This is a genomic window from Flavobacterium inviolabile (assembly GCF_013389455.1).
Lineage (GTDB): Bacteria > Bacteroidota > Bacteroidia > Flavobacteriales > Flavobacteriaceae > Flavobacterium > Flavobacterium inviolabile.
Map to the genome: position 1 here is coordinate 2,634,634 of NZ_CP058278.1, position 15,886 is coordinate 2,650,519.

14 protein-coding genes are annotated in these 15,886 nt (G+C 41.1%); 3 read left to right on the top strand and 11 right to left on the bottom strand.

Translation table 11 applies throughout. The annotated features are described in order from the left end of the window. Positions 1 to 10: 10 nt before the first annotated feature. From HW120_RS11735 to HW120_RS11745, 3 genes are all read right to left on the bottom strand, one after another. Entirely contained in the window at positions 11 to 1,279 is a 1,269-nt protein-coding gene (locus tag HW120_RS11735; protein WP_246296980.1) for a TolC family protein, read from the bottom strand. A gap of 24 nt (positions 1,280 to 1,303) precedes the next feature. Beyond that, positions 1,304 to 1,909: a TetR/AcrR family transcriptional regulator gene (locus HW120_RS11740; protein ID WP_177734295.1), complete on the bottom strand. Its 606-nt coding sequence runs from the start codon at positions 1,907 to 1,909 to the stop codon at positions 1,304 to 1,306. A 170-nt stretch (positions 1,910 to 2,079) separates the two neighbouring features. After that, on the bottom strand, positions 2,080 to 2,946 hold the full coding sequence (locus tag HW120_RS11745) for a bestrophin family protein (protein ID WP_218618720.1): 867 nt from the start codon (positions 2,944 to 2,946) through the stop codon (positions 2,080 to 2,082). A 348-nt stretch (positions 2,947 to 3,294) separates the two neighbouring features. On the opposite strand from HW120_RS11745, the gene HW120_RS11750 reads away from it, so the two are divergent. Further along, on the top strand, positions 3,295 to 3,714 hold the full coding sequence (locus tag HW120_RS11750; protein WP_177734297.1) for an OsmC family protein: 420 nt from the start codon (positions 3,295 to 3,297) through the stop codon (positions 3,712 to 3,714). Between the two features lie 67 nt (positions 3,715 to 3,781). Here HW120_RS11750 and HW120_RS11755 read toward each other — a convergent pair whose 3' ends face one another. From HW120_RS11755 to thrA, 5 genes are all read right to left on the bottom strand, one after another. Then, positions 3,782 to 4,495, bottom strand: a complete 714-nt coding sequence (locus tag HW120_RS11755) for a YebC/PmpR family DNA-binding transcriptional regulator (protein WP_177734298.1) — start codon at positions 4,493 to 4,495, stop codon at positions 3,782 to 3,784. Between the two features lie 108 nt (positions 4,496 to 4,603). Next, the gene (gcvT, locus tag HW120_RS11760) at positions 4,604 to 5,686 is read right to left on the bottom strand and encodes a glycine cleavage system aminomethyltransferase GcvT (RefSeq protein WP_177734299.1); all 1,083 of its coding nucleotides are present in this window, start codon (positions 5,684 to 5,686) and stop codon (positions 4,604 to 4,606) included. A 73-nt stretch (positions 5,687 to 5,759) separates the two neighbouring features. Then, positions 5,760 to 7,052 (bottom strand): threonine synthase, encoded by a 1,293-nt coding sequence (gene thrC / locus HW120_RS11765; protein ID WP_177736322.1) that lies wholly within the window; start codon positions 7,050 to 7,052, stop codon positions 5,760 to 5,762. Positions 7,053 to 7,065: 13 nt separating this feature from the next. Further along, positions 7,066 to 7,989, bottom strand: a complete 924-nt coding sequence (locus HW120_RS11770; protein WP_177734300.1) for a homoserine kinase — start codon at positions 7,987 to 7,989, stop codon at positions 7,066 to 7,068. 11 nt (positions 7,990 to 8,000) lie between these two features. Next, entirely contained in the window at positions 8,001 to 10,442 is a 2,442-nt protein-coding gene (gene thrA, locus HW120_RS11775) for a bifunctional aspartate kinase/homoserine dehydrogenase I (RefSeq protein ID WP_177734301.1), read from the bottom strand. A 433-nt stretch (positions 10,443 to 10,875) separates the two neighbouring features. On the opposite strand from thrA, the gene HW120_RS11780 reads away from it, so the two are divergent. Both HW120_RS11780 and HW120_RS11785 read left to right on the top strand, forming a co-directional pair. After that, positions 10,876 to 11,685, top strand: a complete 810-nt coding sequence (locus tag HW120_RS11780; RefSeq protein ID WP_177734302.1) for a toxin-antitoxin system YwqK family antitoxin — start codon at positions 10,876 to 10,878, stop codon at positions 11,683 to 11,685. A gap of 137 nt (positions 11,686 to 11,822) precedes the next feature. After that, on the top strand, positions 11,823 to 12,668 hold the full coding sequence (locus HW120_RS11785; RefSeq protein WP_177734303.1) for an NAD(P)H-hydrate dehydratase: 846 nt from the start codon (positions 11,823 to 11,825) through the stop codon (positions 12,666 to 12,668). Between the two features lie 65 nt (positions 12,669 to 12,733). On the opposite strand, the gene HW120_RS11790 is transcribed toward HW120_RS11785, so the two are convergent. The 3 genes from HW120_RS11790 to HW120_RS11800 are packed head-to-tail and all read right to left on the bottom strand — an operon-like array spanning position 12,734 to position 15,886. After that, entirely contained in the window at positions 12,734 to 13,891 is a 1,158-nt protein-coding gene (locus HW120_RS11790; protein ID WP_177734304.1) for an FAD-dependent oxidoreductase, read from the bottom strand. A 29-nt stretch (positions 13,892 to 13,920) separates the two neighbouring features. After that, positions 13,921 to 14,664 (bottom strand): helix-turn-helix domain-containing protein, encoded by a 744-nt coding sequence (locus HW120_RS11795; protein WP_177734305.1) that lies wholly within the window; start codon positions 14,662 to 14,664, stop codon positions 13,921 to 13,923. A gap of 4 nt (positions 14,665 to 14,668) precedes the next feature. Continuing rightward, the gene (locus HW120_RS11800; RefSeq protein WP_218618750.1) at positions 14,669 to 15,886 is read right to left on the bottom strand and encodes an MFS transporter; all 1,218 of its coding nucleotides are present in this window, start codon (positions 15,884 to 15,886) and stop codon (positions 14,669 to 14,671) included.

Consider the following 15,886-nt stretch of genomic DNA (forward strand, 5'->3'; position numbering starts at 1 on the left):
GTTTTTGGAATTAATTACCCTGTGTTAATCGGACTTTATATTGTGCGGCAAGCAATTGTATCTGATGCAGTATTTTATTCTGCCGGGCTGTATCTTCTGCGTTAACTTCCCGCAGGTAATCGCTGGTGGTGCTCACACCGTTTTCCAGTTGTGCCAGAGCTGCTTTTTTGATGCTGCCTCTCAGACTGATGATTTCTTGATCGGAGATAAGATAACCGCTGAGCCTGCTGATCTCTTCATTTTGCTGTTGCAGCTGGTAGTTGGTATTGAACAGAAACGTTTCTTTTTGTATGCTGATGTCCTCTTTATTGATATTCAGCAGGTCTTTTTCTTTTCGCTGGGTATAATACCCGAAAAGCGACCAGTTCAGACGGATACCGCCAATATAATAGGCTTCAAAATCATTACTGAGCATGTTCAGAGCCGGTTTTCCCATACCGCCCTGGAAAAACAGGTTTAGTTTAGGGATGTTCTTGATGGTAATTGCCTGTTGCTGTATGTCAATATTTTTTGCCTGCTGTTCAAATAAGCCTAATTCCGGCCGGTTGTTTTGAGTAGAGAGTACCGGTGGGACAGGAGTGACCAGTAGGGTATTGTCGTCCAGCGGTTTGTTCAGGAATAATGCCAGCATGTTAAGATAGGCCTTTTTATTGCTCAACAGCGTGAGCGTCTGCTGGCTTACGGTCAGGTATTCTGCTTTTAGTATGTCCAGGCTGCTTCTGAAAACGGTTCCGTTGGCAAGCTGCGCCTCCGTTTTCTTTATACCAAGCGCAATATCATCTTTTTTAAGAGCATTTTGCCTGAGCTGTTCGTTGACTAAAAGGATCCCAAAATACAAATCGTTGATCCGCTCTTTTAATTTATAGAGTTCCACTTCAAGTTTCTGCGCTTCTACAAGTGACTTTGATTCCTGCGACAGTTTTTGCTGTTTGATCATACCACCGTCATAGACTACCTGATTGATCTCGCCGTATATCTTATACTGGTCTTTGTCTAAAACCGGAATAGTGGTGTTGGGCAGCTGTATCGGAACCTGCGTTACTTCCGATTGATAGCTGGCCTGTCCGACAATATTTACCTGTGGCAGATAGCCTTTGGAAATGTTCTCGATACTGTAATCCCTGCTTTTCAGGATTAATTCCCGCTGTTTGGCTAAAGGATAATGTTCACTGGCAAGGGCATAACAGTTTTCTATAGTGAGCGTCTGTATTTCCTGTGACCGGATTGGCAGGCTAAAGAAAGCGGATAGTACCGTGAAATAAAGTATACTTTTCATCATTTGATTAATTAGATTAAAAAAATGTTATGTTTCTAAAATCGCTTTGACCCAGACCGGAATCATTTTTTTTCGTTCCAGAATGAAATTATTAAAGCTTTCCGAAGGCATTACCGTGCTGGTTTCCAATACGGGGCGGGCTATAAACGGAAATATGATCATGCCTAAAAGGGTAATGATAAAGTGTAAGGCTTCGACATCCGGCTTTTTCTCCTGCAATTGTCTGGCAAATGAAGAATTGACCAGCAGCTCTTTTACGGAAACCCTTTTGCTGAGGCGTCCGGGATTGTGCCGGATCTCACTGAGTACAAACATGGGCAAATCCGGATTGTTAAGCAGCATGTCCAGATAATGCTGTGTTAGCTGTTCAATCTTTTCCTCTAAACCGGTTGCCTCATTGCTCAGTATTGGTGTGATCAATCCGAAGAATTGCTGCGTTTTTTCGGTCATCACCAATTCAAATAGCTTTTCCTTACTCCTGAAATAATAATTCAGCAGTGCTAAATTCAAACCGGCTTCTTCAGCAATGTCCCGGGTGCGTGTTGCGGCATAACCTTTTTGGGTAAAGACTTTTCGTGCGGCTGCTTTGATCCGTTCTTCAGTAGAGCTGTCTTTTTCAATTTTCTTTGGCATGAGGGCTTCGTTTCCACAAAGTTAGCAAAGCAAAATAATTTAAACAAATTTTTTAATCATTTGATTAAAAATAATAAACTGATGGTTAACAGGTTAAAAAAAATCCCTTCTCTGAATGATACCGGAGAAGGGATTTTTGTTGTGGTTTATTTTTACGGTTATACGCTTGTTCAGAGTTCTATTTTTGCCAGTTTTTGGGCAGAAGAATCATTCAAACCAAGGTCAAAAGGTTTTTTAGCGGTTCTTTCAATTAAGGTGAAAACACAGGAAATCAAAAGACAGAAAGGTATCGTTAACAAGACAAAATCGCTGCCTAATTTTCGGAATTCATTAATGAGCCCGAAAGGAAGCAGGATAATGAACAGTCGGATCATAACAAGATTGATACGGCTGAAAAAGCCATTGGGAGTATAGTTTGTTATTTTTTCGCATTGCTGCTGTAAATCATACAAATCGGCTAATTTTCGCAGCATTTCAATATACTGCTGGTTAGTGATCTGCTGGTTGTTATACAGCTCTTTAATGATGACCGATTGTAGTGCAATCAATTGTTTGGCACTGTTTTTCTGCAAAAGGATATCGTTTAGGCGCTCCGGAGCAATATAATTTGCAAGCTCATTTTTTAATGCCTGCATTGCTGCCGGACCCGGCTGGTTGTTGTTGTGTTTTAACTGAAAGCGCAATAGCATGATCCAGGCATATTGATTGTGCACAAGTGTTTTGTAGGCACTATTGCTTTTCGGAATAAAATGCTGCACAGTAGTATTCCAGTCGGTGCTTTGGGTGATAATGTTATTCCATATCAGACCGGCATCTGCCAAACGCTTTTGCATCTGGGTATTTTTCATGGCAACCACAATGGCGGTGGTAATCCCGACAAGAGCCACAGGAATCCATGGAATAACGATCCACTTCATGTTAAAATACTGGTATAATAATGTTGGAATAACAGCCCATAATACTAAAGTATAGCTGATTTGTTCCGGCCAAAAGAAATATTCTTTGACGTTTTTCTCGTTGTCGGTTTTCATTCTCATTATGTCGTTTGGTTGGGTGAAATTTTAAAAAGTTGTAGTAGTCGCCTTTTCGGTTATATTATTTTTGTAAAGCCTTTTTTTGTGATATTAATAGCTGTTTTTGGAAATTATTTATTGGTTTAACATAAAATTATGATTTTTTCGCACATATCTTTATTTCGTGTGCTAAAAATAAAATGATTTCGATAAAGTGTATTGTTTTACCGATGAACGACACTTTTTTATCTCATATTGCACTGTTTTGTTTTAAATATTCGGGCGAATTATCGATTAATTTATGTTATGGTTAGGATTTGTTAACAAACAAATAGTTAACTTTATAGGAATTAAAAATTAAATCAACCTACTATGAAATTAATACGAAAAGCCAAAGCCAACTGGCAGGGAACCGGAATGGAAGGTAAAGGAACCATCTCCACACAAAGTACTACTTTAAATAATGCCCAATTATCGTTTAAAACCCGTTTTGAAGATGGAGTAGGGACAAACCCTGAAGAATTGATTGGTGCGGCTCATGCCGGCTGTTTTTCAATGAAGCTGAGCTTTGTATTGTCGGAATTGGGATTTGTACCCGAAAATATCGATACTACTGCAAAAGTAATTTTTGAAGACGGAAAAATCACCCAGATCCATCTGGAGCTGGCCGCAAAAGTTCCGGGAATTTCGGAAGACGATTTTCAGAAAGCCGCTTTAAATGCCAAAGAAAATTGCCCGGTATCGCAGCTGTTAAAAGCAGACATCTTTTTGTCGGCTACTTTAGAAGCGTAAATAAAAAGGTTATAAAATAAAAAACTACGGAGTGATCCGTAGTTTTTTTATGTTTTAATCGGGAATATTATTCTTCAACCATAGTGTGGTATACGTTCATCACATCATCGTCTTCTTCAATTTTTTCCAGTAGTTTTTCAACATCAGCAACCTGCTCTGCATTCAGTTGTTTGGTTACCTGCGGAATTCTGTCGAATCCGGAAGATAAAATTTCCATATTTCTGTTTTCCAGTTCTTTCTGAATAGCACCAAAGCTTTCAAAAGGCGCATACATCATGATACCGTCTTCGTCTGCAAAGATCTCTTCCACACCGAAATCGATCATTTCCAGTTCTAATTCTTCCACATCCTGACCTTCAGATGGAATTCTGAAATTACAGGTATGGTCAAACATGAATTCTACAGAACCCTGAGTACCCAAAGTACCGTTGCATTTGTTGAAATAGCTTCGGATGTTGGCAACAGTTCTGTTATTATTATCGGTAGCGGTTTCAATTAAAATGGCAATACCATGAGGGGCATATCCTTCAAATAAAACCTCTTTATAGTTAGCGGTATCTTTATCGGAAGCTTTTTTAATGGCGCGTTCCACATTGTCTTTCGGCATGTTGGCAGCTTTTGCATTTTGCATTACTGCACGCAAACGGGAATTTGTTTCCGCATTTGGTCCGCCTTCTTTAACGGCCATTACAATATCTTTTCCAATTCTTGTAAACGTTTTAGCCATTGCCGACCAACGTTTCATTTTTCTCGCTTTTCTAAATTCAAACGCTCTTCCCATAAGAGTTAATTGTTTTTTGTTATAGTTTGTAAAACAGTGTGCAAAAATAAAATTATTACAGCACTTTAACAAAAAAAGAGACTTCTTTTGAAGCCTCTTTTTTTATAATTATTTTTTGTAAAATGGTAATTTAACCACTTTTGCAGCTACATCATTTTTTCTGATTCGGATAAAAATTTCGCTGTCAACAGCCGATAAAGCCGTTGGAACGTATCCTAATCCGATTCCTTTGTTTAACGATGGCGACATTGTTCCGGAAGTTACTATTCCGATTACGGCACCGTCTTTGTCTACGATTTCATAATCGTGACGCGGAATTCCTCTTTCTGTTAATTCAAAAGCAACCAGTTTTTTAGTTACTCCGGCTTCTTTTTGTTTTTTAAGGTTTTCCGAATTGGTAAATTCTTTATCAAATTTAGTAATCCATCCCAATCCTGCTTCTAATGGAGAAGTGGTATCGTTGATGTCGTTTCCGTAAAGGCAGAATCCCATTTCAAGACGTAAAGTGTCACGGGCTGCCAATCCGATCGGTTTGATTCCGAAAGCGGCTCCGGCTTCAAAAACGTTGTTCCAGATTGTTTCGGCATCTTCATTTTTGAAATAAATTTCAAAACCTCCGGAACCGGTATAACCGGTTGCCGAAATGATTACGTCTTTCACTCCTGCAAATTCAGCAGTCTGGAAAGAATAATACGGCATATTGATCAGGTCAGTTGCTGTTAACGACTGCATTGCCTCAGCTGCTTTTGGTCCCTGAATAGCCAGTAAAGAATAGGAATCGGAAGCATTTTGCATGTCCACTCCTAAATCATTGTGCTTGGAAATCCAGTTCCAGTCTTTTTCAATGTTGGAAGCATTTACGACCAGCATATAATCGTTATCGGCAATTTTATAAATAATTAAATCGTCAACAATTCCGCCTTCGTTGTTTGGTAAACAGGAATATTGTGCTTTACCGTCTACTAATTTGGAAGCATCATTTGAAGTTACTTTCTGAATTAAAGCCAGGGCATTTTCTCCTTTCAGGAAAAATTCCCCCATGTGCGAAACATCAAAAACACCTACGCCGTTACGAACCGTTTCATGTTCAATGTTAACTCCTTCATATTGAACAGGCATATTATAACCTGCAAACGGAACCATTTTTGCTCCTAAACTTTCGTGAACGTGCGTTAATGCTGTATTTTTCATTTTGTGCTGTATATTTATTTTAGGTCGCTAATGTATTGATTTTTTATGGAGTGGCAAAAGGGATAAAACGGGATTATTTTTTCATCAGGTAATTTTTCAGTTCTTGATAGGATTTTATTTTATGACTCACTTTTTCTTTATTCAAAATCCGTTCAATTTGCTCCGGAACGGGCAGCGTTATGTTTAAGCAGGAAGCCACAATATCGGCAAACTTGATCGGGTGGGCAGTTTCCAGGAAAACACCGATACTGCCGGGTTGCTGCGGCATTTCCTGCTGCAAACCAAGATAGCCCACAGCTCCGTGCGGTTCCGAAAGATAGCCGTTTTGCCGGTATAGTTCTTTTATAGCTGCCAGTGTGGCTGCATCGGTAAACGAAAAGGACGAAAAATCCTGTTCCAGTTGTTTTAAATCATGCTGATACAATTCCAGAATGCGGACAAAATTGCTGGGACTGCTCACATCCATGGCATTGGATATCGTGGCTACTGTGGGATTGGGCGTGTATGTTCCGGTTGCTAAAAAACGGGGTACGGTATCGTTGGCATTCGTGGCGGCAACAAAACGGGCAATGGGCAAGCCCAGGCGTTTGGACAGCATTCCGGCACAGATATTTCCGAAATTACCGCTCGGACAGGCCAGAACTATCGGTTTGTTGTATGGTTTCAAAGTTTTGTAAACAAAGAAAAAATAGAACATTTGCGGCAGCCAGCGGGCAATATTGATGGAATTTGCAGATGTGAGGTGCATACCGGCTAAATCGGCATCGGAAAAAGCTTTTTTAACCATCGCCTGGCAATCGTCAAAAGTGCCGTCCACTTCAAGGGCGCTGATGTTTGCTCCCAAAGTGGTAAGTTGTAATTCCTGGATAGCACTGACTTTTCCACCTGGATAGGCAATCACCACGTCGACATTTTTGGTTCCTAAAAAACCGTTGGCAACTGCACCGCCGGTATCGCCGGAAGTAGCCACTAAAACGGTTGTTTTACAATCATTCTCCCGGTTAAAATATTCCAGGCAACGGGACATAAAACGGGCACCTACATCCTTAAAGGCCATTGTAGGACCGTGATACAATTCTAATGCGAAAATATTATCGGCTACCGGAATGACCGGAAAATCAAAACATACTGTATCCTGTATGATCTGTTTGAGTACTGTTTCCGGAATTTCGTTTCCAACGAAAGGCTGAATTACCCGGAAGGCAATTTCTTCATTCGTTAAAGCTGTTATTGTTTCATAAAATGATGCCGGCAGCGGTGTTATTGTTTCCGGGAAATACAAACCGTTATCGGGTGCGATACTTTGCATAACGGCTTCCCGGAAAGAGACTTTATGGTTCGGGTTATTCAGGCTGTAATAGTTCATTTGTACGGTTTTATCAGTTGATGATTCGTATGCCATCCGGATTTATTTTCGAAACATAAATTTCAAATGGAATGGTGGTATCGTTATATATTTTTTTCATTTCAAGTGCAACTTTTTGAGCCGTTTCAATTCCCTGACTTAAAGCGTAAATTGAAGGACCAGATCCGGAAATTCCGGCACCCAGTGCACCGTTTTTTAAGGCGGTTTCTTTAACCAGATCAAAGTTAGGAATATATCTTTTACGCAGGGGTTCTATGATTTCATCCTGTAAAGAACGCTGGATCAGTCCGTAATCGTTTGTGTACAATCCGGCAATCAGTCCGCCGAGATTTCCCCATTGTCTGATGGCGCTTTTTAACGGAATTTCGGGTGATAAAACCGCCCGCATTTCGGATGTTTTCAGGGTTATCTGCGGGTGGATTACCGTTGCAAATAAGGCTGGAGGACTGTCAATGCAGATGATGTCTAAAGGATCATAACCTCTAATGAGTGTAAAGCCGCCCAAAAGTGCCGGAGCAAGATTATCGGCATGTTCGCTTCCGCTGGCCAGAGCTTCTCCTTTCATGGCAAAACGGACCAATTCTTTTGCGGTAAAGGGCCTGCCCAGTAATTCATTAATACCGAAAACGGCTCCGGCTGCACTTGCGGCAGAACTTCCGATGCCGCTTCCGGCTTTTATATTTTTTGTGATTTCAATGGCAAATCCGCAATCGGGCTGAACGGCTTCCAGTAAGGCCATAGCCGCCACGCCGGCAACATTCTGCTCCGGTTCAAGCGGTAAATCGGCTCCGGTTATCCGGGTAATCCGGATTCCTTTGGTATCGGTTTTATAAATAATCATTTCGTCGCCAATCGTATCGAGGCACAAGCCTAAAACGTCAAATCCACAGGAGAGATTGGCAATCGTTGCCGGACAAAATAGTTTAATACGGTTCATTTTTTCGGGGTTTAAACGTTACCAATTCGAATTACATCTGCAAATATTCCGGAAGCAGTTACAGCCGCTCCGGCACCGGCACCTTTTATCAGCAGCGGCTGTTCGCAATAACGGTCGGTATAAAACAACACGATATTGTCTTTCCCTTCCAGGTTATAAAAAGGATGTTCTTTAGCGATGCATTGCAAGCCTACGGATGCTTTGCCGTTTTCAAATTGTGCCACATATTTTAAGCGGCATTCTTTTTGGGCAGCATCCTGATAGAGATTTTTAAAATGGACGGCATTGGCCTGCAGGGATTCCAAAAAACCGGGAACAGTTGTTGCTGTCAGAGCATCTTCCGGTAAAAAGGACTGGTTGTGAATGTCGTCAATTTCCATCTGGTAACCGCTTTCCCGGATTAGGATCAATATTTTCCGCATGACATCAATTCCGCTTAAATCGATCTTCGGATCCGGTTCGGTATAGCCTTCCTGCCGTGCCTGATTTACAATATCGTGGAAGCTGTTATCTTCATTAAAGTTGTTAAAGATAAAGTTTAAACTACCCGATAAAACTGCCTGAATTTTATTGATTTTATCGCCGGAAATAATTAAATTCTTTAAGGTGTCAATAATGGGCAGACCGGCTCCGACATTTGTTTCATACAGGAAAGGAGCATTGTACTTTTTAGACAGCGATTTCAGGTGCTGATAGTGCTCATATTCCGATGAACAGGCAATTTTATTACAGGTTACCACAGCGACATTCTGCTTTAAAAAGCGGTCGTATATGCCGGCAATATGCGCATTGGCAGTATTGTCAATAAAGATGCTGTTGCGCAGGTTCAGTTTTTCCACATTGGCAATAAAAGCTTCAGTATTGTTGGCTTCTCCGGCTTCCAGGTGTTCTTTCCAGTTGTTCAGGGCAATTCCTTCATCGTCAAAATACATTTTTCTGGAATTGGAAATAGCAATAACCCTGACATTCAGTTTTAAATTGTCTTTCAGGTATTTTTTCTGCTGGTTGATCTGATCGATAAATTTTCCGCCTACATTTCCCACACCGCTGATAAAAAGGTTCAGCTGCCTGATGTTGTCTTCAAAGAATCGCTCGTGCAGCGTGTTCAATGCTTTTTTGACATCTTTTTGCTGGATAACCACCGAAATATTGCGTTCGGAAGCTCCCTGTGCGATCGCCCGGATATTCACATTGTTTTTGCCTAAAGTGCTAAACATCCTGCCGCTTAAACCCTGGTGGTTTTTCATGTTTTCACCCACCAGGGCAATAATACTGAGGTTGTTTTCAATACAGGAAGGTTTGATTTTCAGCTGTTTGATCTCGTATTGAAATTCCATATCAATAGCCCGTTTTGCCCTGGAAGCATTTTGTTCTGAAATACCAATGCAAATAGAATGTTCCGAGGATGCCTGTGTGATAAAAATAATGTTGACCTGTTCTTTGGCAACCGCGCCGAAAAAACGTTTGGACGCACCGGAAACACCAATAAGCCCGGAACCTTCCAGAGTGATCAGCGCAATATTATCAATATGGCTGATGCCTCTGATGGAATCCTGGTTTGGAACGACTTCATTGCGGATAACAGTGCCGTATTCTTCCGGGGCAAAAGTATTCTTAATGTGAATCGGGATATGTTTGTTTAAAACCGGCTGAATGGTTGGGGCATACAATACTTTGGCTCCGAAATGGGATAATTCCATTGCTTCTTTATAGCTGATGTCGGGAATTGGCCTGGCTTGTTTGACAATTCTGGGATTGGCAGTAAACATGCCGCTCACATCAGTCCAGATTTCCAATTGTTCCGCATCGAGCGCAGCAGCAATAATAGCGGCAGTATAATCGGAACCGCCACGTCCCAAAGTAGTGGTCAGACCGTTATAGGCTTCTGCTATAAATCCGGGCAATATTGTAATTTCTGCCTGGTTTTTATCAAAGAAATACTGGATTAAGAAATCGGTAGTTTCAAAATTTACATGGGCATTGCCAAAGTTGGCATCGGTTTTAATAAGCTCACGGCTGTCTGCATAAGCGACTTTACCGGGCAGTTGTTTTAGCTTCTCATAAATAATACGGGAAGAAAGCAATTCTCCGTAGGCGAGTATGGTATCGGTTGTTTTGTCTGACAATTCCCCTAACAGGAAACAACCTTCCAAAAGCGAAGCGATATGGGCAAAAGCCGCTGTAATGTATTGGTTTATAACGTCTTTGTTTTCCTCAGGCAACAGCGCTTCAACAGTAGTGAAATGCTTGTCTTTTATTGCTATAAGCGCATTTTTATATTCGGGATCTTTATGTTTCGCTTTGTTTATCGCTTCAACTAAAGCATCGGTTATACCGCCCAAAGCGGATACTACAACAACTTTTTTACCGCTTTTTTGTTTAATAATGGAAATGGACTGTATGATATTCTGGGCATTGGCTACCGAAGTGCCGCCAAATTTTAAGACTTTCATAGGATTATCTTTTTGGATCCATCTGTTGTTTTACAAATGAATACGATTAAAAATATAAGGGAAAGGGTTGTTAAGAGAAACAACTAAGCCGTCTTGTTAAAAATAACAAGTGCACACAATGGATTATATGTAATGATTATACCCCTAAAGGGGTAGTTGTTGTAGTTGTAGATGTTGTAGCAACGGCAGTTGCAACCGATACAGTTACGGTTGTAGCAAGAGGGTAATATTTGCTATTGTTGCTTAACATTAAAACAAATATAATTATTTTTTGTTTTAAAACGGCAAGCTGCCGGTATAAATTCACCGGATGTATTTTGGCAACAGCATTGCAATCACTGATTTATATGAAAAAATAACGAAGATTTTTGTTTTGCCATCTCTGTAAAGTTGTGTATAATTGCGTTCTCACAGCAATTATTACCAAAACAAAATGCTTAAAAACAGTTACCTCTTAGCCTGTTTGTTATTAACAGGTGTGCTATATGCCCAGGAAAACACGCAAAGTCATTCCCCAACGCCCATAACGGTGGATGAGCTGTCGTATACAGACGAAAAAAGCGGGAAGGGAAGTTATCAGGATAATCAGAAAACGGGGTTATGGACCTATTTTTATGATGACCAAAAGCTATGGAAAAAAGGGGAATATGATAAAGGGAAGGAAACCGGTACCTGGCGGATCTATTATAAAAACGGCAATGTAAGATTTTTAGAAAACTACAGCAATGGCATCCGGCACGGAAAAAACATGGCATATTATGAAGACGGGAAGAAAAAATTGGTGTCCAATTATGCGGATGGCAAACCGGATGGTGAATTTATAGTGTATTTTGATGACGGTAAAAAGTACACTGTTCAGCATTATGACAAAGGAATTAAAACGGGTAAGTATACCGAATACTATCATAACGGAAAAATTAAAACGGAAGAGTTTTACGTAATTGGCAAACCGGAAAGAAAATATATAACGTATTATGAAAGCGGCAAAGTAAAAGAAGACGGTTTCCTGAAGGGTAATTCTATTACTGGAGAGCACACGACCTATTTTGAAAACGGAATCGTTACCATAAAAGCGATAATGGCCGATAACAGGCTAATGGAGGTTTTGGAACGCCATGATAAAAACGGTAACAAATTAGATCCGGGTACGCTTAAAAACGGCAATGGCATTTTTAATCATTATGATGATAACGGCAAATTGCTTGCAGCGGTAGTATTTGAAAACGGAAGACCTAAAAAATAATAGGCTGCCTATCTTTAAGTTAGGACCATATTTTCGCTGTTAATAATACTGTAATATAAAGGCAGGATTAGCAGGGATGATAAAGGGACTATGCAGAAATAGTTGTAAATTTATAGAAGTCTTTAAAATCGGAAATAATGGAAAATTTGATGCGAACAGATAAGAACGAAATTCTAAAGCGATTTAAACCGATTGATAAATTTGCGCATAAAGGGCTGCAGGGCCACGCTTTGATTGTGGGCGGCAGTTATGGCAAGATCGGTGCTCCGGCACTGTCGGCTAAAGCCTGTTTGAAATCCGGAGCCGGATTGGTTACGGCATATATTCCCAAATGCGGTTATGATATCGTGCAGACGATAATTCCGGAAGTCATGGTCATTACCGATGATTATCCGACACATTTAACAGCCATCGACAAGGCAGTCGATTTCCGGGCAATAGGCATTGGAGTAGGAATGGGGCTGCATTCGGAAACCCAGCAGGCATTTTTTCACTTTTTAAAACTCAATAAAGCTCCTTTGGTAGTGGATGCCGACGGACTGAATATACTTTCTGAAAATAAAGAATGGCTGGAACTGTTACCGCCCAAAACGATACTGACCCCGCATAAAAAAGAACTGGAACGGCTTATAGGAGAATGGCATGACGATGCCGGAAAAATAAAAAAAGTAAAGACTTTTTCTAAAGAATACGATCTGGTAGTAGTGGTAAAAGGTGCGCCAACGGTGATTGTGTATCACGATGCCCTTTTTGAAAACAGCACCGGAAATCAGTCCCTGGCTACTGGTGGCAGCGGTGATGTGCTGACCGGAATTATTACCGGCCTGCTGGCACAATCCTACGAACCTCTTGATGCGGCAATAGTGGGTGTATATGTACACGGACTGACGGCAGATATTGCTTTGTCGGATGTGGGGTATCATGCTTTTACCGCATCGGACTGTATTGACAATCTCGGAAAAGCATTCCTGACTTTATATTAAAAACCATTTTAGAATAATTGATAGCTAATCAGGGAACCGAAAATACCGGTTCCCTGATCAGGTTGCTATGCCTGCTGATCGAAACTGCGGAACATTTCCAGGATATACTGCAAAGCACCGGAACTGTGGAGTGCAACGGTATTGACCATGGTCATTGCAGTTACTTCAGCAGCTCTTTTCAGCATTTTTGTTTCGTATGTGCTAAAAGCCGCTTTGGTATCACCGGATTTATCATCGAGCAGGATCTCGCTCAGTTCCAGCGCATCCAGCATTGCCATGTTAACACCTTCACCGGCATAAGGCGGCATTCTGTGTGCAGCATCACCAATGATCGTAAGATTGCTTTGCGGTTCCCAATGCTGGTCGGGCGGATAATGGAATAAAGGCCGTGGTATAATGGTTGTTTTTTCTGCGGTAAATAATTCGTGCCACATCACGTCCCAATCGGGGAAGCTTTTAACGAACCAGTTTTTTACTTCCGGTATGTTTTTAAAATTGATATTACTCTCCGTTACCCAATTTTCATCTACTTTTTCACCGGTATAAAAAGCAATGCTTCCGTCACCTTTTGTACTAAGAATCAGGGACTGTTCGTTTCCTAATGCAAATAATTTACCTCCTTTTAACAGGTTGAAGAGTTTCGGGGTACTTTTTTCTGCTTCGTAAATGTTGCCTTCAATGATGGTAACGCCGGAATATACCGGTTTTATAGCACTTAAATAAGGTCTGATCTTGGAATTCGCACCGTCTGCACCAATAACAATATCGGCATAAACGTTTTCTTTGTTGTGGAAGTGTAACCGCCATCCGTCATTTGCTTTTTCCATAGAAAGGAACCGGCTGTCCCAGACCACGGTATCGTTCTGTAGTGATTCCAGTAATATTTTCCGAAGCGGACCTCTGTCAATTTCAGGTCGGTTTTCAGATATGCTGCCTTCCTGATGATCGTCCAGGCAAATGGTACCGTGATGATCTGTTATTCTTAATTTTCCGGCATCCGGTAAATGGTTGGCATAAAAAGCAGCCATTAAACCAGCTTTTCGAAGTGCTGCCAAACCGGATTCTTCATGTAAATCCAGATTGGCGCCCTGTACTCTGGCGTTTTTGTTCAGATCCCGTTCATAAACGGTTACCTTACAGCCTCCCTGCTGTAAAAGTCTTGCCAGCGTTAGTCCGCCCGGACCACCGCCGATTATCGCAATTTGTTTGTCTTTAAGTTTCATTTCCGTATCTTTTTAATTACGGAACAAAGTTATTTTCCGGTGAGCGTTGAAAATTGTATAAATCGGTCGTTTTGATTGTAACGCAGTTCTTTAGGAGAAACACCGGTTAGTTTTTTTACGGTTCGTATAAAATGCGGCTGGTCGAAAAAATCCTGTTCGGGAAACAGTTTACCTTTTTTGATATGGTCAAAGGAAGCCCTGAACCGGAGAATATTACAATAGGTTTTTAAAGAGATACCGTATTGTTTGTTAAAATAGCGGTTGATCTGCCGGCTGCTCCAATATACTTTTTCTGAAAATTCTTTTACCGATAGTGCTCCGTTTGAAGCAAACATCAGATCGAAAAGTTTTATTTTTCTTTCGTCAATATTTTCAGGTATACGTTCCTGTATTATATGGACTGCCTTTTGGCAAAAATGTTCAAAGCTGCTTAGATCACCGGCATTAAAATCCCAAAAGCCGGCTGGTAAACGGATGGCGGTATCCAATAGGTCTGATACCGTTTGCTGTAGCAGATATTCTGCTGCAAGCGGCTTAAAGCTGATGGCAAAGGTGAGCGTTTGCGGCTCAATAGTGGCATAAGACGGTTGGGTTTCCAGCCCTAAAAGGGTGATATGGAACGGTTCGGTTGCCGATACTGAAAAAAACAAATCAATCCTGCCATCGGGCAATACAATAACCTCTTTGTTTTCGTCCGAAGGATTGTGCAGCATCCAGAAACTTTCAACAAAGGCGGCAATTGACTGAGGCGGATTGATCAGTTTATAGTCCACTCATTTACTTTTTTAAAACTAATTTGTTTACCCTGTATACCATATAAATGGTGAATAGCATGATGGTTGAGGCTATCATGGCTAGTGTATCATAATGCTGTAAAGGGGTAAAATTGTCTTTTTGTACAATGATAACTCCTGCGAGCATGGCTCCGAAACCACCAGCCATTTGCTGTAATGACGCATTGATGCTCATAAAAGCTCCTCTGTCCTGTGCCTGTGGAATGGCCGAGGTGAGCGCAATGGACGGTACCATCCGGCTCATTATTGCCACCATCATCAATACATTCATTGTCAGGACCAGCCAAAATGGTGTTGCCGAAAAATGGGCATAAATATTAATGATTATGATAGCGCAGCTAGTAGCCGCAGCAAATAATTTGAATTTACTGATTTTATCACTCCATTTTCCGATAAAAGGCATTGAAATTAATGTAGCAATACCGGAAACCAGGAAAATAAGCGGTAATTGTTCTTGTGTTACTTTTAAATTGTTAATGGCAAATGCGCTGCCAAAAGGCATCATCATAAAGCCGCCAATGGATAGGAGGGCTGTTGACAGAAAACCGATTCTATAATTTTTTTTAGCTATTGTATGCAGCAAATGCTGGAAAGCGGTTTTATCTCTTTGCAATGAAAGGTGTTCGTTGATGGGTTTTAGTTTCAGGAACAGGGTAAGCGCAATAATACCCGCCATTACGGCTATCCATAAAAACGGAATATGCCAGCCCCATTTATTGGCGATGTATAAACCGATCGGGATACCCAAAACCTGGCTTGCGCCAAAGCCCATTTGAACAAAGCCCATTACTTTCCCGCGCTGCTGCAGGCTGAACAGGTCGGCTACTATTGCCATAGAAATAGAACCGATTACCCCACCGAATATTCCGGTGACAATCCGGGCAATTACCAGTAGCGGGAACGTTGGCGCTAATGCACAAAATAGGGTTCCTGTTGCAAAACCGATATAAAAAAATAACAGGAGTTTTTTACGGTCAAACCGGTCGGCAAAACCTGCTGTAAGAAGTCCGGAAATCCCGGCGCTAAAGGCATAGGCAGATACCGCCACACCAAATTGGGAAGGGCTGATGCTTAATGTTTTCATCATAATATCTCCCAAAGGCGACATTACCATAAAATCCAGGACAACGGTAAATTGGGTGATGGCTAATAAGAAAACTACAAATTTCTGATAGCCGGTAAAGGGTATTGTTGGTGTCAG

Bases quoted from the DNA above. Each gene is read 5' to 3' on its own strand.
- HW120_RS11735 (WP_246296980.1), bottom strand. From the start codon at position 1,279: ATGATGAAAAGTATACTTTATTTCACGGTACTATCCGCTTTCTTTAGC.
- HW120_RS11740 (WP_177734295.1), bottom strand. From the start codon at position 1,909: ATGCCAAAGAAAATTGAAAAAGACAGCTCTACTGAAGAACGGATCAAA.
- HW120_RS11745 (WP_218618720.1), bottom strand. From the start codon at position 2,946: ATGAGAATGAAAACCGACAACGAGAAAAACGTCAAAGAATATTTCTTT.
- HW120_RS11750 (WP_177734297.1), top strand. From the start codon at position 3,295: ATGAAATTAATACGAAAAGCCAAAGCCAACTGGCAGGGAACCGGAATG.
- HW120_RS11755 (WP_177734298.1), bottom strand. From the start codon at position 4,495: ATGGGAAGAGCGTTTGAATTTAGAAAAGCGAGAAAAATGAAACGTTGG.
- gcvT (WP_177734299.1), bottom strand. From the start codon at position 5,686: ATGAAAAATACAGCATTAACGCACGTTCACGAAAGTTTAGGAGCAAAA.
- thrC (WP_177736322.1), bottom strand. From the start codon at position 7,052: ATGAACTATTACAGCCTGAATAACCCGAACCATAAAGTCTCTTTCCGG.
- HW120_RS11770 (WP_177734300.1), bottom strand. From the start codon at position 7,989: ATGAACCGTATTAAACTATTTTGTCCGGCAACGATTGCCAATCTCTCC.
- thrA (WP_177734301.1), bottom strand. From the start codon at position 10,442: ATGAAAGTCTTAAAATTTGGCGGCACTTCGGTAGCCAATGCCCAGAAT.
- HW120_RS11780 (WP_177734302.1), top strand. From the start codon at position 10,876: ATGCTTAAAAACAGTTACCTCTTAGCCTGTTTGTTATTAACAGGTGTG.
- HW120_RS11785 (WP_177734303.1), top strand. From the start codon at position 11,823: ATGGAAAATTTGATGCGAACAGATAAGAACGAAATTCTAAAGCGATTT.
- HW120_RS11790 (WP_177734304.1), bottom strand. From the start codon at position 13,891: ATGAAACTTAAAGACAAACAAATTGCGATAATCGGCGGTGGTCCGGGC.